This is a genomic window from Sphingomonas degradans (assembly GCF_053502645.1).
The window spans coordinates 2,136,259-2,157,468 of record NZ_CP177172.1; the positions used below are offsets into that span (position 1 = coordinate 2,136,259).

General features: G+C 66.3%; 26 protein-coding genes. 15 read left to right on the forward strand and 11 right to left on the reverse strand.

The genetic code is table 11. The features are described from left to right. Positions 1 to 29 precede the first annotated feature (29 nt). The 3 genes from ACG3SL_RS09490 to ACG3SL_RS09500 all read right to left on the reverse strand — a co-directional run bounded on the left by ACG3SL_RS09490 (position 30) and on the right by ACG3SL_RS09500 (position 2,809). Positions 30 to 1,163 carry a glycosyltransferase family 4 protein gene (locus ACG3SL_RS09490; RefSeq protein WP_448664886.1) on the reverse strand — a complete coding sequence of 378 codons (1,134 nt, stop codon included), beginning with the start codon at positions 1,161 to 1,163 and terminating at the stop codon, positions 30 to 32. Between the two features lie 93 nt (positions 1,164 to 1,256). Beyond that, entirely contained in the window at positions 1,257 to 1,814 is a 558-nt protein-coding gene (locus ACG3SL_RS09495) for a DUF3617 domain-containing protein (RefSeq protein WP_448664887.1), read from the reverse strand. A 128-nt stretch (positions 1,815 to 1,942) separates the two neighbouring features. After that, complete coding sequence (locus tag ACG3SL_RS09500; protein ID WP_448664888.1) at positions 1,943 to 2,809, reverse strand: alpha/beta fold hydrolase; 867 nt, start codon at positions 2,807 to 2,809, stop codon at positions 1,943 to 1,945. 18 nt (positions 2,810 to 2,827) lie between these two features. Between ACG3SL_RS09500 and ACG3SL_RS09505 the strand changes: the two genes are divergently transcribed. The 9 genes from ACG3SL_RS09505 (at position 2,828) to ACG3SL_RS09545 (ending at position 10,606) form a co-directional block, all read left to right on the forward strand. Then, positions 2,828 to 4,180 carry a protein adenylyltransferase SelO family protein gene (locus tag ACG3SL_RS09505; protein ID WP_448664889.1) on the forward strand — a complete coding sequence of 451 codons (1,353 nt, stop codon included), beginning with the start codon at positions 2,828 to 2,830 and terminating at the stop codon, positions 4,178 to 4,180. Between the two features lie 69 nt (positions 4,181 to 4,249). Then, the gene (gene astD, locus ACG3SL_RS09510; protein ID WP_448664890.1) at positions 4,250 to 5,665 is read left to right on the forward strand and encodes a succinylglutamate-semialdehyde dehydrogenase; all 1,416 of its coding nucleotides are present in this window, start codon (positions 4,250 to 4,252) and stop codon (positions 5,663 to 5,665) included. A 194-nt stretch (positions 5,666 to 5,859) separates the two neighbouring features. Further along, a complete protein-coding gene (locus ACG3SL_RS09515; protein WP_448664891.1) occupies positions 5,860 to 6,027 on the forward strand; it encodes a YdcH family protein in 168 nt (55 codons plus the stop codon). 82 nt (positions 6,028 to 6,109) lie between these two features. Further along, the gene (locus ACG3SL_RS09520; RefSeq protein ID WP_448664892.1) at positions 6,110 to 6,388 is read left to right on the forward strand and encodes a TFIIB-type zinc ribbon-containing protein; all 279 of its coding nucleotides are present in this window, start codon (positions 6,110 to 6,112) and stop codon (positions 6,386 to 6,388) included. Between the two features lie 152 nt (positions 6,389 to 6,540). Then, a complete protein-coding gene (cobA, locus tag ACG3SL_RS09525; RefSeq protein WP_448664893.1) occupies positions 6,541 to 7,326 on the forward strand; it encodes a uroporphyrinogen-III C-methyltransferase in 786 nt (261 codons plus the stop codon). Continuing rightward, a complete protein-coding gene (locus ACG3SL_RS09530) occupies positions 7,323 to 7,619 on the forward strand; it encodes a DUF2849 domain-containing protein (RefSeq protein ID WP_448664894.1) in 297 nt (98 codons plus the stop codon). The genes cobA and ACG3SL_RS09530 overlap by 4 nt, the downstream gene beginning before the upstream one ends. A 168-nt stretch (positions 7,620 to 7,787) precedes the next feature. Further along, a complete protein-coding gene (locus ACG3SL_RS09535) occupies positions 7,788 to 9,419 on the forward strand; it encodes a nitrite/sulfite reductase (RefSeq protein WP_448664895.1) in 1,632 nt (543 codons plus the stop codon). Continuing rightward, positions 9,412 to 9,837: a DUF934 domain-containing protein gene (locus tag ACG3SL_RS09540; RefSeq protein WP_448664896.1), complete on the forward strand. Its 426-nt coding sequence runs from the start codon at positions 9,412 to 9,414 to the stop codon at positions 9,835 to 9,837. Before ACG3SL_RS09535 ends, ACG3SL_RS09540 begins: the two co-directional genes overlap by 8 nt. Then, entirely contained in the window at positions 9,830 to 10,606 is a 777-nt protein-coding gene (locus ACG3SL_RS09545) for a phosphoadenylyl-sulfate reductase (protein WP_448664897.1), read from the forward strand. The genes ACG3SL_RS09540 and ACG3SL_RS09545 overlap by 8 nt, the downstream gene beginning before the upstream one ends. Here ACG3SL_RS09545 and ACG3SL_RS09550 read toward each other — a convergent pair. After that, positions 10,603 to 11,889 carry an Hsp70 family protein gene (locus ACG3SL_RS09550; RefSeq protein ID WP_448664898.1) on the reverse strand — a complete coding sequence of 429 codons (1,287 nt, stop codon included), beginning with the start codon at positions 11,887 to 11,889 and terminating at the stop codon, positions 10,603 to 10,605. The two genes, ACG3SL_RS09545 and ACG3SL_RS09550, sit on opposite strands and share 4 nt — an antisense overlap. Before the next feature lie 72 nt (positions 11,890 to 11,961). Continuing rightward, positions 11,962 to 13,458 (reverse strand): replicative DNA helicase, encoded by a 1,497-nt coding sequence (locus ACG3SL_RS09555; RefSeq protein ID WP_448665105.1) that lies wholly within the window; start codon positions 13,456 to 13,458, stop codon positions 11,962 to 11,964. Positions 13,459 to 13,541: 83 nt separating this feature from the next. Between ACG3SL_RS09555 and ACG3SL_RS09560 the strand changes: the two genes are divergently transcribed. Genes ACG3SL_RS09560 through dcd form a run of 4 tightly spaced genes read left to right on the forward strand, consistent with a single transcriptional unit; the run spans position 13,542 to position 15,760 of the window. Continuing rightward, positions 13,542 to 14,024, forward strand: a complete 483-nt coding sequence (locus ACG3SL_RS09560) for a UPF0262 family protein (protein ID WP_448664900.1) — start codon at positions 13,542 to 13,544, stop codon at positions 14,022 to 14,024. A 3-nt stretch (positions 14,025 to 14,027) separates the two neighbouring features. Then, on the forward strand, positions 14,028 to 14,714 hold the full coding sequence (locus tag ACG3SL_RS09565) for a GH25 family lysozyme (protein ID WP_448664901.1): 687 nt from the start codon (positions 14,028 to 14,030) through the stop codon (positions 14,712 to 14,714). Further along, complete coding sequence (locus ACG3SL_RS09570) at positions 14,711 to 15,160, forward strand: cytidine deaminase (RefSeq protein WP_448664902.1); 450 nt, start codon at positions 14,711 to 14,713, stop codon at positions 15,158 to 15,160. The genes ACG3SL_RS09565 and ACG3SL_RS09570 overlap by 4 nt, the downstream gene beginning before the upstream one ends. A gap of 45 nt (positions 15,161 to 15,205) precedes the next feature. Continuing rightward, positions 15,206 to 15,760, forward strand: a complete 555-nt coding sequence (gene dcd / locus ACG3SL_RS09575) for a dCTP deaminase (protein ID WP_448664903.1) — start codon at positions 15,206 to 15,208, stop codon at positions 15,758 to 15,760. Between the two features lie 181 nt (positions 15,761 to 15,941). Here the strand turns inward: dcd and ACG3SL_RS09580 are convergent, their stop codons facing one another. From ACG3SL_RS09580 to ACG3SL_RS09600, 5 genes are all read right to left on the reverse strand, one after another. Beyond that, a complete protein-coding gene (locus ACG3SL_RS09580) occupies positions 15,942 to 16,295 on the reverse strand; it encodes a tetratricopeptide repeat protein (RefSeq protein WP_448664904.1) in 354 nt (117 codons plus the stop codon). Between the two features lie 169 nt (positions 16,296 to 16,464). Next, positions 16,465 to 16,890, reverse strand: coding sequence for an ExbD/TolR family protein (locus ACG3SL_RS09585; RefSeq protein ID WP_448664905.1), 426 nt, complete (start codon positions 16,888 to 16,890; stop codon positions 16,465 to 16,467). 27 nt (positions 16,891 to 16,917) lie between these two features. Beyond that, complete coding sequence (locus ACG3SL_RS09590) at positions 16,918 to 17,397, reverse strand: ExbD/TolR family protein (protein WP_448664907.1); 480 nt, start codon at positions 17,395 to 17,397, stop codon at positions 16,918 to 16,920. Between the two features lie 95 nt (positions 17,398 to 17,492). Beyond that, positions 17,493 to 18,281 carry a MotA/TolQ/ExbB proton channel family protein gene (locus tag ACG3SL_RS09595; RefSeq protein WP_448664908.1) on the reverse strand — a complete coding sequence of 263 codons (789 nt, stop codon included), beginning with the start codon at positions 18,279 to 18,281 and terminating at the stop codon, positions 17,493 to 17,495. A gap of 70 nt (positions 18,282 to 18,351) precedes the next feature. Continuing rightward, positions 18,352 to 19,029: a TonB family protein gene (locus ACG3SL_RS09600; RefSeq protein ID WP_448664909.1), complete on the reverse strand. Its 678-nt coding sequence runs from the start codon at positions 19,027 to 19,029 to the stop codon at positions 18,352 to 18,354. A 222-nt stretch (positions 19,030 to 19,251) separates the two neighbouring features. Between ACG3SL_RS09600 and ACG3SL_RS09605 the strand changes: the two genes are divergently transcribed. Continuing rightward, positions 19,252 to 20,088, forward strand: a complete 837-nt coding sequence (locus ACG3SL_RS09605; RefSeq protein WP_448664910.1) for a hypothetical protein — start codon at positions 19,252 to 19,254, stop codon at positions 20,086 to 20,088. 40 nt (positions 20,089 to 20,128) lie between these two features. On the opposite strand, the gene ACG3SL_RS09610 is transcribed toward ACG3SL_RS09605, so the two are convergent. Further along, positions 20,129 to 20,500, reverse strand: a complete 372-nt coding sequence (locus tag ACG3SL_RS09610) for a dihydroneopterin aldolase (RefSeq protein ID WP_448664911.1) — start codon at positions 20,498 to 20,500, stop codon at positions 20,129 to 20,131. Positions 20,501 to 20,649: 149 nt separating this feature from the next. On the opposite strand from ACG3SL_RS09610, the gene ACG3SL_RS09615 reads away from it, so the two are divergent. Beyond that, positions 20,650 to 21,171: a GNAT family N-acetyltransferase gene (locus ACG3SL_RS09615; protein ID WP_448664912.1), complete on the forward strand. Its 522-nt coding sequence runs from the start codon at positions 20,650 to 20,652 to the stop codon at positions 21,169 to 21,171. Positions 21,172 to 21,210 lie beyond the last annotated feature (39 nt).

Here is a 21,210-nt window from a genome sequence, read left to right on the forward strand (position 1 = left end):
GAACCGGCGCAACAAGCGAGTGCCATTCGTTATTGCAGTGCGTCAGGACGCCCCATCGCCTGACCATAGAGCCGCGCATAGGCCGCGATCATCTGTGTCTCGTCGAACAACGCGCGCGCGCGCAGGCGGTTCTGTTCGCCGATATAGCGCCGCGAATCCGGGTGCCGCGCCAGCGTGTCGATCCGGTCGCGCAGGTCGACTTCGTTGTGCCGGGGCGCCAGGAACGGCTCGTTCTCGGACGACACCATGATCGGCACGTCGCCCACCCGCGTTGAAACCACCGGCAGCCCCGCCGCCATCGCCTCGATCACCGAAATCGGCGCCTGTTCGCTCTTCGACGACATCGCGAAAATGTCGAACAGCCCCATATAGCGATGCGGCTCGGGCAGGAATCCGGGCAGGATCACCTGATCCTCGATCGCCATCGCCTCGGCGGCGTCCAGGATGTTCTGTCGCTCGGGCCCTTCGCCCAGGATCACCAGCTTGAACCGCGCATTCACTCCCGCGCACGCCCGCACCAGCATCGGCAGGTTCTTGACCGGGCGCAGGCCCGCGACGCATCCGATGAACACCTCGCCCTCGCGCCGCTTCGCCAGCTGGGGGATCAGCCGCACATCGGGTTTCTGCGCGTACAGCGCGGTCGGCACGCCATTGGCGATGCGGTGGATACGCTCGGGCGGCTGGCGCCAGTGCTTCAGCGCCACGCGCTCCAGCACCTGGCTCGGCACCACCAGCGCATTGGCGGCGGGCAGCGCGATGCGGCGATACATGTTGCGCATCGGGCTCAGCCGTTCCGCCTCGTCGGAGTTGAAGCCATCCTCGTGGTGGACGATCGGCGGCATGTCCTTGCCGAACACGCGCGCCGCCATCACCCCGTCGATCGCGCCCCAGTTATAGGTGAGCACCAGATCGAAGCGCCGCATGAACTTCGCGATCGCCTCATAGCGAGACGTCGAAGGGCGCCCCGAAAGCGGCGGCGGGTTCTGCGCGATTTCGTACTGGATGCCCTTGGCGATGTATTCGCGCGCGCCAAGGTTCTCGGGCATCGCCGACACGATCGTGTGCCGCGCCTTGTCGCCGAACGCATTCATCAGCCGGACGGCACGGGCTTCCTTGCCGCCCAGGTCGAAAGTGGAGTGGAGGTGCAGGATGTGGATCGGCATGGCCTCCCGCGTCTAGCGAGCGATTGGGCCCGCGTCATCCCGAACGTGGAGGAGGCCCATGCCGCGCGACGGCACGGGCCCCCTGCCGATCGATCAGCTCTTCGGCGCGTCGCAGGTACCGATCCGCTTGCCGGCGATCTTCGTCTTGGTCGTCACGGTGCCGCCACCGGCGGGACCGCCGGGCATTGCCGGCATGGTCATCGTGGATTCGCTGGTCAGGTCGTAACTGGTGCTGGCGAAATTGCCCGACATCGTCGCGCGCATGTTGGCCTTGGGCATGCCCGGCATGTCCTTGCACACCAGCATGCCCTCCAGCTTGCCGCCGCCCATCTCGAACTTCTCATAGGTGCAGTTCTTCGCCGCGCCGAACATGTCCTGCGGCGGCTGGTCGGCCTGTTCCTTGGTCAGGCAGGTCTCGACCTTCTGCATCTTCGCACTCTTCATCTGCTCGGCCATCTGGGGCGGGAGGCCGGGCCCCTCGACCGACAGGACCTGCATCGACGTTTCCCATTTGCCGGGCTCCAGCTTCACGGCATCCTTGGTCGCCGCCGCCACATCCGCGACAGAGGCGTTCTCGGCCTTGACGGTGGGCTGCGAATTGCAGGCCGCGAGCATTGCAATCGCCGGCAGCACGAACGTCAGATGCTTCATTTCTCTCTCCCTGTTCCTCGAACGAACGGTCGTTCGGACAGCGAAACGCTCGATACGCCAACCGGCTCCAGAGACGGGATTTTTCTCGGATTTTTCCGGGACAACGCGCCGGGCGAGCAACGCGCCCGCTACGCCACCCGCGCCAGCAGCCGCGCGATCCCGGCCACCGCATCGGGCTCGTCCAGCGTCGGGGCGTGGCCCACGCCGGGCACGGTCACCAGTTCGGCGCCCGGCACGCGCGCGATCATCTGGTCGGCGGTATCGGCGCGCAATATGTCCGATCGCTCGCCGCGCACGACCAGCAGCGGCTTGTCCTTCAGCGCGTCGATCGTCGGCCACATGTCCGGCCCCGCCTCATTGCCCGGCACGCGAAACGGCTCGGCGATCTTCATGTCGTAATCCAGCACGATCCGGCCAGAGCTGTTCACGCGGTACAGCCGCTTGGCCATCGCCAGCCAGTCCTCGATCCCATAGTCGGGATAGACGTCGCCCGTGCTCTCGGCCAGCGCGCGCGCGGCGTGCATCCAGGTGGGGTGCCAGATCGCCTTGCCCACATAGGTGCGGATGCGCGCCAGCCCGGCGGGGTTCAGTTCCGGCCCGACATCGTTCAGCACCACGCCGGCCAGCCGTTCGCGATCGGTCGCGGCGACCAGCATCGATACGATCCCGCCCAGCGAGGTGCCGATCGCCACGAACCGCGCTATGCCCTGTTCCGCCAGCAGCGCCTGCACGTCCTGCAGATACACCAGCGGAACATAGGTCATCGGGTCCTTGGCATAGGCGCTCTCGCCCCGCCCGCGAAATTCCAGGCACAGCACGCGCCATTCGCCCGCCAGCCGGCGCGCCAGCGCGTCATAATCGCGCGCGTTGCGAGTCAGCCCCGGCAGGCACAGGATCGGCGGACGCTCCGATGGCCCGGCATAATCGCGGTAATGCAGCCGCAATCCGTCCTTGGACCACCAATATCCATCGCTATAGTTGCGTCGCTCGGCCATCGCCCCCCATATCGCCGTATGGACTTCACTCCGCAACAGGCGATCCTCGAACTCGGCGACGCCTTCTACGATCGCGTGCAGCCAGCGCGCTTCCCCCAGACGATCCTGCGCTACCGCAACGACCGCGCGGCGGCCGAGGTCGGGCTGGAGTCGCTGTCGGACGACCAGTGGCTCGCCCATTTCGCGCAGTTCGCGCCCTTGCCCGGCAGCCTGCCCGCGCCGCTCGCGCTGCGCTATCACGGGCACCAGTTCCGCGTGTACAATCCCGAAATCGGCGACGGGCGGGGCTTCCTGTTCGCGCAGATGACCGATGTGCAGGGGCGGCTGATGGACCTGGGCACCAAGGGATCGGGCCAGACCCCGCACAGCCGCTTCGGCGACGGGCGGCTGACGCTGAAGGGCGGCGTGCGCGAAATCCTCGCCACCGAAATGCTCGAGGCGCTCGGGGTCGAGACGTCGCGCACCTTCTCGCTGGTGGAAACCGGCGAGGAACTGCATCGCGGCGACGAACCCTCGCCCACCCGCTCGGCAGTGCTCGTCCGCCTCAGCCACGGCCATATCCGCATCGGCACGTTCCAGCGCCTCGCCCATTTGCAGGATACCGAAGGGCTGGCCGCGCTCACCGCCTATGTCCTGCGCCACTATTATGGCGAGACGGCGGGCGACGACGCCCCCGCCCGCCTGCTCGGCCATGTCGCGGCGCGCACTGCGCGGATGGCGGCGCGGTTCATGGCCGCCGGATTCGTCCACGGCGTGCTCAACAGCGACAATATCAACGTCAGCGGCGAGAGTTTCGATTACGGCCCCTGGCGTTTCGCCCCGCATTGGGACACGGGCTTCACTGCCGCCTATTTCGACCAGTCCGGGCTCTACGCCTTTGGCCGCCAGCCCGAAGCGATCTACTGGGACGTGATGCAGCTTGCCAGTTCGCTGCGGCTGATCGCCGAGGAAGCGCCGCTGGTCGCTGCGCTGGATGGCTTTCCCGCAGCGTTCCACGACGAACTGCGCGCGGCGATGCTGTGGCGGCTGGGCGTGGTGCCCCAGGGCGAGGAACGCGACACCGCGCTGGTCCAGACGCTTCAGCACACGCTGGCAGCGACCGCTATGTCGTTGGACCGCTTCTATTTCGATACGTTCGGCGGCCAATTGCCCGCCGACTATGGCCCGGAATTCGACGCGCTGCGCCAGCAGCTTGGCGGCTATGCCCCGCGCTCATCCCGCGACCATCCCTATTGGTCCGATGCCAACCCCTGCGCGATGCTGATCGACGAAGTCGAGGCACTGTGGGCGCCGATCGCCGAGCGCGACGACTGGGCGCCGCTCTATGCCAAGGTCGCCGAAATCCGCCGCATGGGCGAAGCGCTTGCCTGAGGGGTTGGCAACCCTTCCCCATTTCGTGCAAGAGCACGTCCATCATCCGGGAAGTGTAAAAAGATCATAATGCCGGGACAGGAAATCATCTCCACCGAGCCCGCGACCGGGGCGATCCTCTGGCGCCACGCGATCGGTGACGCCGATGCTGAAGTCGCCATCGCCCGCGCAAGCTGGGCCGAATGGGCCGCGCGTCCGCTCGCCTATCGGATCGAAGCGCTGCGCCGCTTCGCCAATGTCGTCCGGCAAAAGGCCGATGCCTTTACCGACCTGTTGGCGCGCGAAACCGGCAAGCCGATCTGGGAAGCCCGAACCGAGATCGAGACCGTGATCTCGAAGGTCGATATCTCGATCACCAGCTATTCGGAGCGCACCGGCCAGCGCCGGATCGATGCGCCGATGAACACGCGGCTGGCGCTGCGGCACAAGCCGCATGGCGTGCTCGCGGTGCTCGGGCCGTACAACTTTCCGGTGCATCTGCCCAACGGGCACATCGTCCCCGCGCTGCTCGCGGGCAACGCCGTGATTTTCAAGCCTTCGGAAAAGACGCCCGCATCGGGCGCGTTCCTGGTCGATTGCTATCGCGCCGCCGGCATTCCCGAAGGCTGTATCCGCCTGCTGATCGGCGGCCCGGCAGAGGGCAAGGCGCTGGCCGGGCATCCCGACATCGACGGGCTGCTCTTCACCGGCTCCGCCAACACCGGCATCGCGCTCAATCGCCAGTTCGCGACGCGGCCGGAAAAGATCCTGGCGCTGGAGATGGGCGGCAACAATCCGATCGTCGTCTGGTCCACCCCCGATCTCTATTCGGCGGCGGTGCTGGTCGTCCAATCGGCCTTCACCACGGCGGGCCAGCGCTGCACGGCGGCGCGGCGGCTGATCGTCGACCAGAAGCTGTACGACCCGCTGATGGCCGAAGTGAACAAGCTGGTCGGACGACTCATCATCGGCGAGCCCCATGCCGATCCGGCGCCCTTCATGGGTCCGGTGATCGATAACGATACCGCCGACATGCTGACCGAGAGTTTCGTCGCGCTGCTGACGCTCGGCGGGCGCCCGATACGGCACATGGAACGCCCGATCGAGGGGCGCCCATTCCTCACACCCGGCATCATCGACATGACGCAAGCCACGGAAAAGGTTGACGTCGAGCTGTTCGGCCCGATCCTCCAGGTCTTCCGCGTCGAGACCTTCGAGGAAGCGATCGCGGAGGCGAACAACACCCGCTATGGCCTGTCCGCCAGCCTCGTGAGCCAGGACCCCCGGCTGTACGACCAGTTCTGGGCCAATATCCGCGCGGGCATCGTCAACTGGAACCGGCCAACCAACGGCGCGTCGTCCGCCGCGCCCTTTGGCGGGGTGGGCTGGTCGGGCAATCACCGCCCCAGCGCCTATTACGCCGCCGATTACTGCGCCTATCCGGTGGTAAGCTCGGAGGCCGACCAGGCCCGCGCCTCGATCGGTCTCGGCCTGCGCGACGCCTGATCGCTCGCCTCTTGAAGCGCGGTCTCGTCTGCCCTAAATAGGGGCTGCGGGACCGGGCCCCTCTGGCGGCGGCTTCTTCCGAAGCCCCGTGATGTCGGACCGCATCGAGCAAGCTCGGTGCAGGTACGGCTGTCGATACGCCCCACCTCTCCCGGCACGCTCGATCGATACAACCTATCGATTTGGAGCCAGACATGAACCCTCTACTCAAACGCCTGATCGCCGCCCACCGCGCGCTCGACCGCGAAATCCGCAAGGAAGTCACGCGCCGGCTGCCCGACCGCGAACGACTCGCGCAGTTGAAGAAGGAACGACTCGCGGTAAAGGATCGCCTGTTCCGTCACATGCCGGACCCTGCATGACAATCGCTTAGGGCTAAAATCGCCCAATAGATCTCAGGTTCAGGGCTTCCCAAAAGCCCTGAACCACATTGAGGACCACCCCATGCCCCACGGAAGTTTCACCTGCCCGGTCGATGGCACCAAGCTGACGCCGATGGAGCGGCAGGGAATCGAAATCGACTATTGCCCCGATTGTCGCGGCGTTTGGCTCGATCGCGGGGAACTCGACAAGATCCTCGAGCGTAGCACCGCCACTGCCACCCCCTCGCCCCAACCCGTCCGGCCGGCGGAACCGCGCTACGACGACGCACCCCGCCACTATGGCCGCCACGGGTATCCGCACAAGAAGCGGAAGTCTTTCCTTGAGGAGCTGTTCGACTAGCCCCCGTCCCCCGACGGCTCCTCTTTCCCGCCGCCGGTCTTGCCACCGGCGGCGGGCATTCCCCCACTCCATGGCTATGCAATAGTTTCGCTAAGCCCCGGCAAAGCAAGCGTCGGTTGAAGCCGAAGGGGCCCGGGCGCATCTCGCCTGTCATGGCTAGCCTTCTCGATCCCGGCGCGCGTGGCCGCGTCATCCTTGTCGGAGCCGGTCCGGGCGATCCCGGCCTGCTCACCGTTCGCGCCGTCGAGGCGCTCGCCCAGGCCGACGTCCTCGTCCATGACGGGCTGGTCGATCCGCGCGTGCTCGACATGGCGCCGCAGGCGCACCGCATCTCGGTCGCCAAGCAACGCGCCCGGCACACCCTGCCGCAGGAAGCGATCAACGCGCTCATCATCGCCCATGTGCGGACCGGCGCGATCGTCGTGCGGTTGAAGGGCGGCGATCCGTTCATCTTCGGCCGCGGTGGCGAAGAGGTGGAGGCGGTCCGCGCCGCCGGGCTGCCGGTCGAAGTCATTCCCGGCATCTCCGCCGCGCTCGGCGCCGCTGCCGAGGCGATGCTGCCGCTCACCCATCGCGACTGGTCCAGCGCGGTCAGCTTCGTCGCGGGCCAGTGCAAGGGGCTGAGCGAGCAGGACTGGTCCGGCCTCGCCGGCAAGGGGCGCACGCTTGTGATCTATATGGGCGTGGCCAGTTGCGCCCAGATCTCGGACAAGCTGATGGCCGACGGCGTGGCGCCGGACATGCCGGTGGCGGTGCTGGAACGCGGCACGCTCGACGGTCACCGCGCGCTGCGCACGCTGCTTGCCGATCTCGGCCCGATGGTCGAGCGCGAACGGGTGAAGAGCCCCGCGGTTATCGTCATCGGCGAAGTCGTCCAGCTCGCCGATGCAGAGGACAAGCTCGCCCGCTGGGCACAGGCGGCGGAGGCGATGGCGTGAAGCTGCTGACCGGAAACGATCTTGCCACCGGCGACGTCACCTGGTGGACCGGCGAAGGCTGGTCGCGCCATGTCGAGGATGCCGTGGACGTCGGCGAACAGGGCGAAATGATCGCCCGCGAAGAGGAAGCGGCGCTGCGCGTCAACGTTCCCTATGTCATCGACGCGATCGACACGCCCGAAGGCCCCCGCCCGGGCCATATCAAGGATCGCATCCGCGCGCTCGGCCCCACGGTCCGCGCCGACCTGACGCTGAAGCCCGCCGACCCGACCGCCGGGAGCTGGGTGATATGAGCGCCCCGCAATCCTCCCCCGGAGGGGGAGGGGGACCGCGCAGCGGTGGAGGGGTAGTCTCCACGGGCGGCGCCGCTTCCGCATTCGAACGAGTCGCCTGCCGCGACTACCCCTCCACCACGCTGCGCGTGGTCCCCCTCCCCCTCCGGGGGAGGATCGGAGCCTGACATGTACAAATATGACGAGTACGACCATTCCATTGTCGCCGCGCGCGTCGAGGAATTTCGCGACCAGGTGGAGCGCCGCCTGGCCGGCCAGATCACCGAGGACCAGTTCAAGCCGCTGCGGCTGATGAACGGGCTGTATCTCCAGCTCCACGCCTATATGCTGCGCGTCGCGGTGCCCTATGGCACGCTCGACAGCCGCCAGATGCGGATGCTGGCGACGATCGCGCGCAAGTACGATCGCGGCTATGGCCATTTCACCACGCGGCAGAACATCCAGTATAACTGGATCAAGCTCGCCGACGCGCCTGACATCCTGGCCGAGCTTTCGACGGTGGAGATGCACGCCATCCAGACGTCGGGCAATTGCATCCGCAACATCTCGTCAGACCAGTTCGCCGGCGCCGCCGCGGATGAACTGACCGATCCGCGCCCCTGGGCCGAGCTGCTGCGCCAGTGGAGTACCTTCCACCCCGAATTCACCTACCTGCCCCGCAAGTTCAAGATCGCGGTGATCGCGGCGGACGAGGATCGCGCGGCCATGCGGCTGCACGATATCGGCATCCAGATCGTCGAGCGCGACGGCCAGCTGGGCGCGCGCATCTTTGCGGGCGGCGGCATGGGTCGCACTCCGATGATCGCGCCCGAGATCAAGGACTTCGTGCCGTACGAAGACTTCCTCAGCTATCTCGAAGCCTGCCTGCGCGTGTACAATCTCCACGGGCGGCGCGACAATATGTACAAGGCGCGGATCAAGATCCTGGTCCACGCGCTGGGCGCCGACGAATATCGCCGCCAGGTCGAGGCCGAGTTCGTCAAGGTCAAGGCGCTGGGCATCGATCCGCCGCACGCCGAGTTCGAGCGGATCGCCGGCTATTTCGCTCCCCCGCCGTTCGAGACGGGGCTGAGCGACGCGATCGACCGCAGCGACCCCGATTTCGCGGTATGGCTCGACCAGAACGTGTCCGCGCACAAGGCGCCGGGCTATGCGATCGTCACGATCAGCCTGAAGCCCATCGGCGGCATTCCGGGCGACGCGACCGCCGACCAGATCGACCTGATGGCCGACCTTGCCGAGCGCTATGGCTTCGACGAACTGCGCGTGACCCATGCGCAGAACATCGTCCTGCCCCATGTCCGCAAGGCCGACCTGTACACGGTCTGGCAGCAGCTGCGCGAAGCCGGGCTGGCGGAGGCGAACCTGGATCTTATCAGCGACATCATCGCCTGCCCCGGCCTCGATTATTGCAGCCTCGCCAACGCCCGGTCGATCCCGCTCGCGCAGAAGATCGGCGAGCGCTTCGCCGATCTGGGCCGCCAGCGCGAACTGGGCGAGCTGAAGCTCAAGATCAGCGGCTGCATCAACGCCTGCGGCCACCATCATGCCGGGCATATCGGCATCCTCGGCGTCGACCGTCGCGGGACCGAGAATTACCAGCTGCTGCTCGGCGGATCGGGCGCGGAGGACGTTAGCCTCGCCAAGATCACCGGCCCCGGTTTCTCCGAGGACGGCGTGGTCGACGCCATCGAAAAGGTGACCGACGTGTACCTTGCCGCGCGCACCCCGGGGGAGCGCTTCCTCGACACCTATCGCCGCATCGGCATGGCGCCGTTCAAGGAGGCGCTGTATGACTGACCTGCTCCGGTTCCGCACCGACGACGCGCATGACGAGCCTGCCGTCACGCTCGACGCATTCCTCGGCCAGTCCAACGCCACTGCCGTCCGTATCGAGGCGGGCGACGACGCGGGCGTGCTGCTGCCGCATCTCGATCGCCTCGCGTTGATCGAAGTCAGCTTCCCCAAGTTTCGCGACGGTCGGGGCTATTCCACCGCCCGCATCCTGCGCGAGGCGGGCTATACCGGCGAACTGCGCGCACAGGGCGACGTGCTGGTCGATCAGATCCCGCTGATGCGCCGCTGCGGGTTCGACAGCTTCGCCCCCGAAGCGCCGGTCGACGAAGCGGTGCTGGCCGCCGCGCTGGCCCGGCACGAGCGCGTGTATCAGGCGGCAGCCGATGGCGCCGTGCCGGTGTGGAAACTGCGGCATGGCTGACCTTGCCCGCCGCATCGACCGGATCGACACCGCCCCCCGCTTTACCGAGCAGGAGGCGATCCGCCTCAACAACCTGTTCCGGGGGACGGGAACGCAGGACCTGCTGCGCACCGTGCTGGGCGAACATATGCTGGGCGATGTCGCGGTGGTTTCTTCGTTCGGCGCGGAGTCGGCGGCGCTGCTCCACATGATCGCGGCAGTCGATCCGACGGTGCCGGTGTTGTTCCTCGACACCGGGCGCCATTTCCCCGAGACGCTCGTCTATCGCGACCAGCTGGCTGCGCTACTCGGGCTGACGGACCTGCGCACGCTCCAGCCCGATGCCGAAGTGCTCGCAGCGCGCGACGCCAACGAACTGCGCTGGTCGTTCGACCCCGATGGCTGCTGCGAGATCCGCAAGGTCGCGCCGCTGGCGATCGGGATGGCGGGCTTCGACGCGAGCATCACCGGGCGCAAGGCGTTCCAGGCCAGCACACGCAACGCCCTTCCCCGCTTCGAAGTCGACCCCGCCGATCCGCTGGGTCGGATGAAGTTCAATCCGCTTGCCGACTGGACCCGCGACGACATCGCCGCCTATTTCACGGCGCACGATCTGCCCCGCCACCCGCTGGAGGCGCAGGGTTATATGTCGATCGGTTGCGCGCCGTGCACCAGCATCGTCAAGCCCGGCGAGGACCCGCGCGCGGGCCGCTGGCGCGGCTGGGACAAGACCGAGTGCGGCATCCACACGCCCACCGGCGATGGCGAGCCCGATCTGCCGGTGTTTTAACTCGCCCAGGCGGCGATATCGCCTTCCTGCGCGACCAGCGCGAGGCCGTGCGCGATCGACGTCAGTTCGCCGCCCGTGCCGATCCGATCCTCGCCGAACCGCGCATCGAACAGCGCCCGTACGGCGGGGATCAGCGAAGTCCCGCCGGTCAGGAACACCCGGTCGATCGCATCGCCGGCAACCCCCGCCGCCGCCAGCGCCTGGTCGATCGTCGCTTCGATCCGCGCCAGATCCGGGGCGATCCAGCTTTCGAAATCCGCCCGCGACACTTCCGACGCGATATCCACGCCGCCGCCGCTGAACACGAACTCGGCCCGATCCTGCGTCGACAAGGCGCGCTTGAGCTTGCCCACTGCGTCATAGAGCGGGAAGCCGAGTTCGTTCTCGATGATTGCGATCATCCGCCCGATCGCCTCGGGCTCGGTCGCGTTGCGCTGGAGCTTGTGCAGCGCCTCCATCGTCCGGCGGTTGCGCATCAGCGCCAGTCGCGACCAGTCTCCGAAGTCGGAGAAATAGCCGCGCGGGATTTCGAGCAGCTTGTCGAACGAACGATAGGTCGTGCCCTGCCCCAGCATCGGCAGCACCAGCTTGTCGATGATCCGGTAATCGAAACGGTCGCCCGCAATCCCGATACCCGCATGGCCCAGCGCCGTGCAGCGCCGCGCCTCGCCCGGCGCGCCGACCCGCACCACCGAAAAGTCGCTGGTGCCGCCACCGAAATCGGCAACCAGCAGCGTCGCCGGCTCGCTCAGCCGCCGCGCATAGCTGAACGCCGCGCCGATCGGCTCATAGACATAATGCACCTCGGCCCCGAAGCCGGCGAACATCGCATCATAGCGTTCGCGCGCCACCGTCTCGTCGGGCCGGCTGCCCGCGAACTCGACCGGGCGCCCCACCACGATCCGCTGGGGCCGCGACTTCAGCGCGCCACCGGCATGAGCCACCAGCTTGTCGAGGAACATCTGCCCCAGTTCCTCGAAGCGCAGCCGCTTCTGGAAGATCGAGGCGTGCTCGAACGACGCGCTGGCCGCGACCGACTTGAACGACTGGATGAACCGGCTGCCCTGCGGAAATTCCAGATACTCGGCGATCGCCCAGGGCCCCGCCTCGACGTTCACGCCGCCGCGGACGTCATCGTCTTCCCAGAAGCACAACGCCGACCGGAACACCGCACTGGTCGCGCCTGGGGCGGCGAACTCCACCATCTCGGGCGCCGCCCCCGCACCGGCCAGCGCGACGACGCTGTTGGTCGTGCCAAAATCGAGCCCAAGGGCATGAGTCACGTTGAGGATCGCCTGTCGCTGAGAAGTGGGCCGGCGCCTATGGCCGTGACGGTCCCGCGCCGCAACCCCGGATCAGTAGGCTTCGGGCGCGAGATCGCTGAACTTGGTGAACTGTCGGTCGAACCGCATATGCACCGAACCCGTCGCGCCGTGGCGCTGCTTGGCTATGATGACCGTCGCCTTGTTCGCGACTTCCAGCTGCTTGGCCTGCCACGCCTCGTACGCGGCGCGCTCCTCGGCGGTTTCGGTGCCGTCGGGCACCTTGGTCGGCGCCTTGAAATCGTGATAATATTCGTCGCGGTACACGAACAGCACGATGTCCGCGTCCTGCTCGATCGACCCCGATTCGCGAAGGTCGGACAGCTGCGGGCGCTTGTCCTCGCGGCTTTCCACCGCGCGGCTCAGCTGCGACAGCGCGAGCACGGGCACGTTGAGTTCCTTTGCCAGCGTCTTAAGCCCGCGGCTGATTTCCGAAATTTCCTGCACGCGCCCGTCGCCCGATGCCTTGGCACTGCCGGTCAGCAGCTGGAGGTAGTCGACGATCACCATCCCGATCTTGTGCTGGCGCTTCATGCGGCGTGCGCGGGTGCGCAGCGCCGCGATGGTCAGGCCCGGCGTGTCGTCGATGAACAGCGGAAGCCGCTCCAGATCGCCCGCCGCGCGTGCGAATTTCTGGAACTCCGCCGTGCTGATCTGCCCGGTACGCAGCTTTTCCGACACGACTTCGGCCTGCTCGGACAGGATACGCATCGCCAGCTGGTCGGCGGACATTTCGAGGCTGAAGAACGCGACCGGCGCGCCGATCGACTTGTCCTCGGGAATGCCCGCATCCAGATCGTCGGCCCAGCGCTTTGCCGCATTGAACGCAATGTTGGTCGCGAGCGAGGTCTTGCCCATGCCCGGGCGTCCGGCGAGGATCAGCAAGTCCGAACGGTTGAAGCCGCCGGTGGAGGCGTTGAGGTCGCTCAATCCGGTGGTGACGCCCGAAATGCCGCCGCCCGAATTCATCGCCTTTTCGGCCTGGCGCACCGCCATCGTCGCGGCGCGGGTAAACGACTTGAGCCCCGCCTCGGTGTCGCCCTTCTCGGCGACTTCGTACAACTTCAGCTCGGCCTGTTCGATCTGCTTCGACGGATTGATGTCCTGGCTGGTGTCGAGCGCGCCATCCACCAGATCTCGCCCCACCGTCACCAGCGCGCGCAGCATCGCCAGGTCATAGATCTGGTCCGCGAACGATCGCGCGCCGATCAGGCTGGCCGGGTTGCCGGTCAGCTGCGCCAGATAGGCCGGGCCGCCCAGTTCCTTCATCGCCGCATCGGCAGCGAACAGCGGGCGCAGCGTCACCGGCGTCGCGAGCCGGTTGTCGCCCACCATCGTCGCGATGGCATCATAGATGCGCCCGTGCAGCGGCTCGAAGAAATGCTCGGGCCGCAGCTTCTGGAGCACGTCCTCCGCGACTCGGTTGTCGATCATCATAGCGCCCAGCAGCGCGGCCTCCGCCTCGATATTGGCGGGCAGGCTGACGCCTTCGGGAATCTCGGGTGCGGGAAAGGGGATCGGTTGCGCCATCGCCGCCTTGTCGCGGAACATTGCCGCCGCTTCAACCTCGACGGCTTGTGGAAAGCGGGAATTGGCCGCAAAGCAAGGCCGCAATGGCCGATCCGCGCATCATCGACGTCACGCTGGACGAACGCACGATCCTGTGGCGTTCGGCGGATATCGAGCAGGAACGGCGAATCGCGATCTTCGACTTGCTCGAAGACAATCATTTCGCGCCGCAGCGGGCCCATGCCGATGGCTATGCCGGCCCGTACCGCCTGCACCTGCGCGTCGAGGAAGGCCGGCTCGCGCTGGAAATCCGGCGCGAGAATGGTGAGCCGCTGGAAACGCTGGTGATCGGCCTGGCGACGTTCCGCCGCCCGATCCGTGATTACTTCGCCATCTGCGACAGCTATTACCAGGCGATCCGCGCCGCGACCCCGCAACAGATCGAGACGATCGACATGGCCCGGCGCGGCATCCACAACGACGCCGCCGAATTGCTGCGCACCCGGCTGGCGGGCAAGATCGATGTCGATTTCGACACGGCCCGCCGCCTGTTCACGCTGATCTGCGTCCTCCACATCAAGGGCTGAGCGATGCTGTCCCGTCTCAAAGCGCATCCGTTGCGCGTTGCTGCCGCATTGGCGGTGCTCGGCGTAGCGGTCGCCGGATGGGTCTATGCCCGCAGCTGGCACCCGCGCCCGGCGGACTTTCCGGTCCAGGGCGTCGATGTCACTGCAGATGACGGCCCGATCAACTGGTGGGAAGCGCGCAAGGACGGCGTACAGTTCGTCTACGCGCGCGCCACGGCGGGCGCCGGCTACCGCGATCCGGGCTTTGTCGAGCATTGGCGTGGAGCAGCCGAAGCGGGCCTGAAGCGCGGGGCCATCCACGTCTATTCGCTGTGCCAGCCCGCCGCGCGGCAGGCGGATAATTTCGTCTCCACCGTCGCCCGGACCGAGGACCAGCTGGCGCCGGCGATCGACCTCGATTTCGAGTCGGACTGCGCGGCGCGACCCACGCGCGGCACTGTCGTCGCCGAAATCGATCGGCTGGCGACCGCGATCGAAACCCACCTCGGCAAGCCGGCGGTGCTGCGGATCAGCCCCGCCTTCGAATCGCACTATGCGATCAGCGGCACCAACAGCCGCCCGCTCTGGGCGACCCGCTTTTTCTTCCGCCCCGCCTATCTGGTCCGACCGTGGGCGATGTGGCAGGCATCGGGGATGCGCCGCATCCGGGGCGCGAACCGACCGATCAACTGGGATGTGATGGCACGATGAGCGACGAGACGGCAAAGATGCTGGTGGCGGCGGCGCGGCAGGCGGCGCGCAACGCCTATGCCCCCTATTCCAATTTCGGAGTCGGTGCCGCCGTGCTGCTCACCGACGGCACCGTCGTCACCGGCGCCAATTTCGAAAATGCCAGCTATGGCCTGTCGCTGTGCGCCGAAACCGTCGCGCTGGCGACGATCAGCGCGCAGGGACGCCTGCGCGACGTCGCGGAAATCGGCGTGATCGGCGGGCCGATCGGTCCAGATGGCCCCACCGGCACCGCGCCGGTCAGCCCCTGCGGCCGCTGTCGTCAGGTCATCAACGAAGCGGCGCAGATGGGCGGGCGCGACATCCCGGTGCATTGCGGCGGCGCGGAGGGCGAGGCGATCACGACCTGGCGCCTGTCCGAACTGCTGCCCCAGGCGTTCGGCCCCGCCGATCTCGGGCTGGCCTGAACCGCCGCGACCGCCTAGGCCTGACTCAACACGCAGGGAGCAACGATGTCGATCCTATCCGACCGCTGGATTCGCGAACAGGCGCAGAACCATGGCATGATCGAGCCGTTCGTCGAGGCGCAGCGCCGCGAGGGCTGCATCAGCTACGGCCTGTCCTCCTATGGCTATGACGCGCGCGTTGCCGACGAGTTCAAGATTTTCACCAACATCGACAGCGCCGTCGTCGATCCGAAGGATTTCTCCGCCAACAGCTTCGTCGATCGTAAGACCGATGTGTGCATCATCCCGCCCAACAGCTTCGCGCTGGCGCGCACCGTCGAGTATTTCCGCGTGCCGCGCGACGTGCTGGTCATCTGCCTGGGCAAATCGACCTACGCCCGCTGCGGAATCATCGTGAACGTGACGCCGCTGGAACCGGAGTGGGAGGGGCACGTCACGCTCGAATTCTCGAACACCACGCCCCTGCCCGCCAAGATCTATGCGAACGAAGGCGCCTGCCAGTTCCTGTTCCTGAAGGGCAGCGAGCCGTGCGAGACGAGCTATGCCGATCGCGCGGGTAAATATATGGGCCAGCGCGGCGTCACCCTGCCCCGGCTGTAGCGAGGCGCCGTCCGTCCATCTCGTCATTCGGCCACATCGTCACCCCGCCCTCAACCGTTACCCCGGCGCAAGCCGGGGTCTCTTGCGGTTTCGCTGGTGGCGCGCTGCGCCCCAACGTGACGAGATCCCGGCCTGCTCCGCGATGACGAGGCCCGCAGCGCCTTGAAGCCAGCGCCCCCGCTCAGCGCGCCGTGAACTGTACCGCTTCGAGGCGCTTCAGACCCGTCTGAGCTACGGCGTGCGACGGCGCGACGCGATCCGCCGGCAGGTCCATCAGCACCGAATCCTGCGACAGCACCTGACTGTACAGCGCGCGCGCCTGCGCCGTACGCCCGGTCTTGGCATAGACCGCCGCGAGGTTGAGCAGCAGCTCAGGACGATTGGGGTGAATACGCAGCTCTGCACCGAGCGCGCGCTCGGCATCGCTATAGGCGCCCGTCGCGATCTGGTCGCTTGCAGTGCGCTCCTGCGCCAGCGCGGGCACAGCGCCAACAACGAGGGGCAGAGCGGCGAGGATAAGGAACCCGGTGCGCATCGATACTCTCCTGTCACATGACGGTCCGGATACAGTTCCGTGACTCTTACGTGACTATTGTATGACACTTTCGTTGCACCGTCACAAGCGAGACGCAAAAAAAGAGGCAGCCCCTGGGGGACTGCCTCCTCTCAATCGGATATCCGGAGGCGCTGGCGCGCCCTAAATATCAGAAGTCGTTGCGATACTGCTCGTTGCCGACGAAGCCGAGCTTCGAGACGTTCGCACGCTTGACGATCGCCAGAACGCGGTCGACAACCTCATAACGCGCCTGCGGATCGGGCTGGAAGTGGAGTTCCGGCTCGGGGTTCCGCGTCAGCGACGCGTCGAGATACTGGCGCAGCGTCACGTCATCGATCTGTGCACTATTCCAGAACACGTTGCCGTTCGCGTCGATGTAAATCTTGTTCTTCTCAGGTTCCACCGGCGTCCGACTGTCCGGCGAAGGCTGCGGCAGGTCAACCTTCACCGCGTGCGTCTGGATCGGAATGGTGATGATGAACATGATGAGGAGCACGAGCATGACGTCGATCAACGGCGTCGTGTTCAGGTCCATCATCGGTTGGTCGTCATCGCGACCAGCGCTCATTGCCATTTAGAATAACTCCTTAAACGGTGCGCATCAGAGGCGGGCCGTGGTTGCGCCCGGCTCCGGCTCGGAGATGAAGCCGACCTTGACGAACCCTGCCATCTGCATGGTGTAGATGGCACCACCGACACAGCGATACGGTGCGTTCACGTCGCCGCGAATATGCACCTCGGGAAGCTCGAGACCGGCCGCGTTCGGGCCGCCCTGGCGTTCGATTTCCGTCCTCAGCTTTGCCACTGCCTTGTCGAGCAGTTCGCCGTGACCGATCCGGGTCTGGCCCCAGTACACTTCGCACCCGTCCGTGCCCCCCTTGACGGAGAGCAGGACGTTCTCCGGCTTGGTCGTGGTCGGTTCGAACGCCACCTTCGGCAGCACCAGATCGACCGACTGGATCACCACCGGAACGGCGATCAGGAAGATGATCAGGAGCACCAACATCACGTCCACCATGGGCGTGGTGTTGATGTCTGACATCGGTGCGTCTTCGCCTTTATCGCCTACGCTCATCGCCATTGGGCGCTATCCTATCCTTCGTAAATCGCCGCCGGCCCAAGGGAGCCGAAGACTGGGTCGCGCGCACCGGCGCGCGACCCTAGTAGGTCCATTGGTTAGGCGCGGGTCTGCACGCCGCCTGCCTGGCCGGCAGTCGTCGTCGACGCAACCGGCTTGGTCGCAGCAGGTGCAACCTTCTTGCTCACGGCCGGGCGCACGCGGCCGTCCGAAGCGAGGTAGCCGAGCACATCGTTCGAGAACGCGTTCAGCGCTTCGGCGATCGCCTTGTTGCGGCGCTGCAGGAAGTTGAATGCGAGCACGGCGGGAACCGCGACGACCAGACCGAGCGCGGTCATGATCAGTGCTTCACCGACCGGGCCTGCAACGGCGTCGATCGAAGCCTGGCCCGACGAGCCGATCTTGATGAGCGCGCGATAGATGCCGATAACGGTACCGAACAGGCCGATGAACGGCGAGGTCGCGCCAACCGTGGCGAGGAACGCCAGGCCGCCACCAAGCGCCGAGTTGATCGTCGCTTCCGAACGCGCGAGCGAGCTGTGCAGCCAGTCATGCGCCTCGACCGGATCGGTCAGTTCCTTGTACTGCTCCTGCGCCGTCAGGCCGTCGTCGACGATCTGGCGATAGGCCGAGTTCTTTTCCAGCTTCGCTGCGCCATCGCGCAGGCTGTTGGCGCTCCAGAACTGCGCGCGCATGCGCTTGCCCTGGTTGATGATCTTCTGCTGCTCGAACAGCTTAGTGAACAGGATGTACAGCGAGACGAAGAGCATCAGCACCAGGATGGTGAAAACGCTCTGCGAAATGAGGCCACCTTCCTTGAGCGCCTGCGTGAGGCCGTACGGATTTTCGCCCTGGGGCGCCGCGGCGGCGAGAATGGTCGTGAGCATTGTCGGTATTTCCTCTAGATAGATAGTGTTCCACACCCCGGCGCGCCTGCAAGGCGCACCGGCCACTCAATCAGTTCTTCGGCAGTTCCCAGCGGAAACGGTTCGAATAGCTCGAGGGAATCTTGTTCCCCGACGAGTCCTCCGCCGGCGAGAAGCGCGCACGGCGCTTCAGCAGCGAGCACGCCGTGCTGTCGAGCACCGAAGACCCGCTCGACGACGTCACGGAGCAATCCGTAACCTTGCCGCTCGCATCCACTGTGAGACGGAATCCCGTCGTGCCCTGCTGTTCAGCGCGAATGGCGGCCGACGGATAATCGTCGTTCGTCACCCAGCTGCCCGGAGGCGTGCGCGGCTTCAGGCCCTTTGCCTCACGCGGCGGCGCGGGAGGCGCCGGCGGTGCGGGAGGAGCCGGAGGCGCCGGCGGCGTCAAGGGCGGCGGCGGCGGGATGATGTTGGTCGTCGCCATCGTCGGTGCAGGCTGCTGCACGACCACCTGTGCGGGCGGGGTCACCACCTGCGTAGGGGGCGGCGGCACCGGGCTGTCCGGCGGCGGCGGCGGGGGAGGAACCTCCTCTGGTGGGGGCGGCGGCTCGTCGACCTCAAAGGTCTTAAGCTCTTCCGCCTTCTTCTTGATATATTGGTATGCCAGACCCGTGACGAAGGCATATCCCATGCCAGCCACGATCACTGCGACCATGATGATCGCAACGAAGCGGCTGCCACTTACATTCCGGTCAGCGTAAGCCATTCGGCAACGTCACTCCTCTTATCCTGCTGCGACCCTGAGCATCGGAACGATCCGCGCACAAATCCGCCCGCCGTGCGCTCAGTGCGTCCGTTCGGCAGAGCGCGAGTCTCTATCGCGACGATCCGGGGTACGCAAACGCTTTGTCGGACAAACCCGTCCTAGCGTCGCACCGTGACCGAATTATTTCTGTATAAGAACGGCCTGATCCGGTAACGAAGGGGCATGAAACACCCCCCCTTTATCGCCTTTTGTTGCGCGCTAACGCTGGTTGCAACTGCATCTTCACCCGCAGAAACCGCGGAAATCCAAGCCTCAACGGCGGCCGTATTACCCACCTATGTCACCGTTGCCCGGCAGGTCATCGGCGCCCCTCTGATCATCGACGCACAAATTCGCAGCGCAGTGCGAATCAAGGGGCCGGAAGCGGCCGATGTCGCGCCGGGGCGTGCCCGATTCTATATCGAGGCGGACGTGCTGGGGCTGATTCGCGGCGCGTCGGGCCTTCCGCAGCGCATCGGCTATGTTGCTGACCTGCCGCTGAACGAGCGCGGCCGGGAGCCAAAACTGAAGAAGCTTCGCGTCCTGCTGTTCGCCCGCCCCGTCGCGGCGCGCGCGGACCAGGTCCAGTTGACCACGCCCGACAGTCAATTCCGCTATTCGCCGGAAGTCGACGCGCTGGTGCGGGGGATCACCAAGGAGGTTCTGGCGGCAGACGCCCCCCCGGCGATCACCGGCGTCGGCAATGCCTTCCACGTCCCCGGATCGCTCCCCGGCGAGGGTGAGACCCAGGTGTTCCTCCAGACGCGCAACGGCGCTCCGGTGTCGCTCCAGATCCTGCGGCGGCCGGGCGAACAGCCGCGCTGGTCCGTATCGCTGGGGGACATTGTCGATGATTCTGCCGGACCGCCCGCACCCAACACGCTGCTCTGGTATCAGCTGACGTGCGGCCTCCCCCGCGCCTTGCCGCAGGGGAGCGTCGACTCCGACGATCCCGCGAACGGCGCGATCGCGCGCGAGGATTACGCGATGGTCCTAACCCAACTGGGTCCTTGCGCCTGACGCAACGATGTCGGGCGCGAAATGCAGCCCGACAGAGGCGTCAACGCCGGTGGCGGATCATCGTGATGCCGATCGACTCGTCATTCTCAGCGATCGCGAGCTTGACGATCCGGATCTCCACCCGCGCGACGCGGCGGTCCGATACGAAAAGCGTGTCGCAGATATGCTCGGCGACAGCCTCGATCAGCGTGAAGTGGACTCCCTGCGGCAGCGACGTGGTCGCTGCATGCTTGAGATCGAGATAGCTTTTGGACGCGCCGAGCGGCGTTTCCGGGTCAAAGCGCTCGGGCATGTCGAGATCGACCGTCACGGAGATGCGCAGCGGCTGGGGCAAGTGCGTCTCTTCGGAATAGACGCCTGTCAGGACTTCGACTTCCAGGTCGTGGACCTGTAGCTGGAGAAGGTCGGGCAAATACGGGCCTTTCGAATTTGAGCGCGCCATAGCAGAAGCGCGGCGCGGGGGAAGAGCATCGCGGCGTGCAAAACCGCTTGCGTCGCCCCGCCCCGCCGCTAAAGGGCGCGACCCCGGCGCAAGGCCGGTCCCACGCGAAGGATAAAGAGGTGATTGCACTCGTGCCGCTCGATCATGCCGACCCCGCTGCCGTCGACGCTCTGCTCGACCGCGCGTTCGGGGCCGATCGACGCACGCGCACCGCGTACCGCGTCCGCACCGGGACTCAGGCGATTCCGGGCCTGAGCTTTGCCGCGGTCGAGGCCGACGGCACCCTGGTCGGATCGATCCAGTGCTGGCCGGTGGCACTCCAGTGCGATGACGGCGAACGAATCCCGATGGTGATGGTCGGCCCGGTCGCGGTGTCGCCCGAATGGCAACAGGGTGGAATCGGCCGCGCGCTGATGGACCGCATGCTCGAAGCGGCGGCGGAATCGGATGCCGAGAGCCCTGCCCCACTGATGCTGATCGGCGACCCCGAATATTATGGCCGCTTCTTCGGATTTTCCGCCGAGCACACTGCCCGCTGGCGACTGCCCGGCCCGTTCGAGCAGCGGCGGCTGCTGGCGCGCGGCGCCGCGGTGCCCGAGTGCAGCGGCCTGATCGAGCCGCGAATCCATCAACCCGCCTGAAACTTTGCGCATTCGCGCGCGCTGGCCTAACGAAAGCCG

Bases quoted from the DNA above. Each gene is read 5' to 3' on its own strand.
- ACG3SL_RS09490 (WP_448664886.1), bottom strand. From the start codon at position 1,163: ATGCCGATCCACATCCTGCACCTCCACTCCACTTTCGACCTGGGCGGC.
- ACG3SL_RS09495 (WP_448664887.1), bottom strand. From the start codon at position 1,814: ATGAAGCATCTGACGTTCGTGCTGCCGGCGATTGCAATGCTCGCGGCC.
- ACG3SL_RS09500 (WP_448664888.1), bottom strand. From the start codon at position 2,809: ATGGCCGAGCGACGCAACTATAGCGATGGATATTGGTGGTCCAAGGAC.
- ACG3SL_RS09505 (WP_448664889.1), top strand. From the start codon at position 2,828: ATGGACTTCACTCCGCAACAGGCGATCCTCGAACTCGGCGACGCCTTC.
- astD (WP_448664890.1), top strand. From the start codon at position 4,250: ATGCCGGGACAGGAAATCATCTCCACCGAGCCCGCGACCGGGGCGATC.
- ACG3SL_RS09515 (WP_448664891.1), top strand. From the start codon at position 5,860: ATGAACCCTCTACTCAAACGCCTGATCGCCGCCCACCGCGCGCTCGAC.
- ACG3SL_RS09520 (WP_448664892.1), top strand. From the start codon at position 6,110: ATGCCCCACGGAAGTTTCACCTGCCCGGTCGATGGCACCAAGCTGACG.
- cobA (WP_448664893.1), top strand. From the start codon at position 6,541: ATGGCTAGCCTTCTCGATCCCGGCGCGCGTGGCCGCGTCATCCTTGTC.
- ACG3SL_RS09535 (WP_448664895.1), top strand. From the start codon at position 7,788: ATGTACAAATATGACGAGTACGACCATTCCATTGTCGCCGCGCGCGTC.
- ACG3SL_RS09540 (WP_448664896.1), top strand. From the start codon at position 9,412: ATGACTGACCTGCTCCGGTTCCGCACCGACGACGCGCATGACGAGCCT.
- ACG3SL_RS09545 (WP_448664897.1), top strand. From the start codon at position 9,830: ATGGCTGACCTTGCCCGCCGCATCGACCGGATCGACACCGCCCCCCGC.
- ACG3SL_RS09555 (WP_448665105.1), bottom strand. From the start codon at position 13,458: ATGGCGCAACCGATCCCCTTTCCCGCACCCGAGATTCCCGAAGGCGTC.
- ACG3SL_RS09560 (WP_448664900.1), top strand. From the start codon at position 13,542: ATGGCCGATCCGCGCATCATCGACGTCACGCTGGACGAACGCACGATC.
- ACG3SL_RS09565 (WP_448664901.1), top strand. From the start codon at position 14,028: ATGCTGTCCCGTCTCAAAGCGCATCCGTTGCGCGTTGCTGCCGCATTG.
- ACG3SL_RS09570 (WP_448664902.1), top strand. From the start codon at position 14,711: ATGAGCGACGAGACGGCAAAGATGCTGGTGGCGGCGGCGCGGCAGGCG.
- dcd (WP_448664903.1), top strand. From the start codon at position 15,206: ATGTCGATCCTATCCGACCGCTGGATTCGCGAACAGGCGCAGAACCAT.
- ACG3SL_RS09580 (WP_448664904.1), bottom strand. From the start codon at position 16,295: ATGCGCACCGGGTTCCTTATCCTCGCCGCTCTGCCCCTCGTTGTTGGC.
- ACG3SL_RS09585 (WP_448664905.1), bottom strand. From the start codon at position 16,890: ATGGCAATGAGCGCTGGTCGCGATGACGACCAACCGATGATGGACCTG.
- ACG3SL_RS09590 (WP_448664907.1), bottom strand. From the start codon at position 17,397: ATGGCGATGAGCGTAGGCGATAAAGGCGAAGACGCACCGATGTCAGAC.
- ACG3SL_RS09595 (WP_448664908.1), bottom strand. From the start codon at position 18,281: ATGCTCACGACCATTCTCGCCGCCGCGGCGCCCCAGGGCGAAAATCCG.
- ACG3SL_RS09600 (WP_448664909.1), bottom strand. From the start codon at position 19,029: ATGGCTTACGCTGACCGGAATGTAAGTGGCAGCCGCTTCGTTGCGATC.
- ACG3SL_RS09605 (WP_448664910.1), top strand. From the start codon at position 19,252: ATGAAACACCCCCCCTTTATCGCCTTTTGTTGCGCGCTAACGCTGGTT.